This window comes from Bacillus cereus group sp. N8 (genome assembly GCF_016483685.1).
Lineage (GTDB): Bacteria > Bacillota > Bacilli > Bacillales > Bacillaceae_G > Bacillus_A > Bacillus_A proteolyticus.
Map to the genome: position 1 here is coordinate 1 of NZ_JAEHBK010000190.1, position 251 is coordinate 251.

The window sequence follows — 251 nt, forward strand, 5'->3', positions numbered from 1 at the left end:
CCCCCCCCCCCCCCACCCCCTTCTTCTTCTGCCTTTGGGTCTTCACGGAGATGTTCTGCTGGGATTGCTTCTGGTGGCTGTGCTTCGGCTGGGACCGCTTCTGGTGGCAGTGGTTCTGATGGCAATGGGTCTGGGGGCAGGGGTTCTGGTGGCAGGGGTTCTCGTGGCAACGGTTGTGGTGGCAGTGGTTCAGGAGCCAGAGCTTCACGTGCTCCGAGAGCTCAAGAAGAGGAATCTGAAGAGGAAAGAGA

General features: G+C 60.2%; 1 protein-coding gene. It reads left to right on the forward strand.

From position 1 onward, the window contains the following. Positions 1-251: hypothetical protein (locus JDS80_RS30955; protein WP_199640837.1), on the forward strand; the 251-nt coding region annotated here is incomplete at both ends.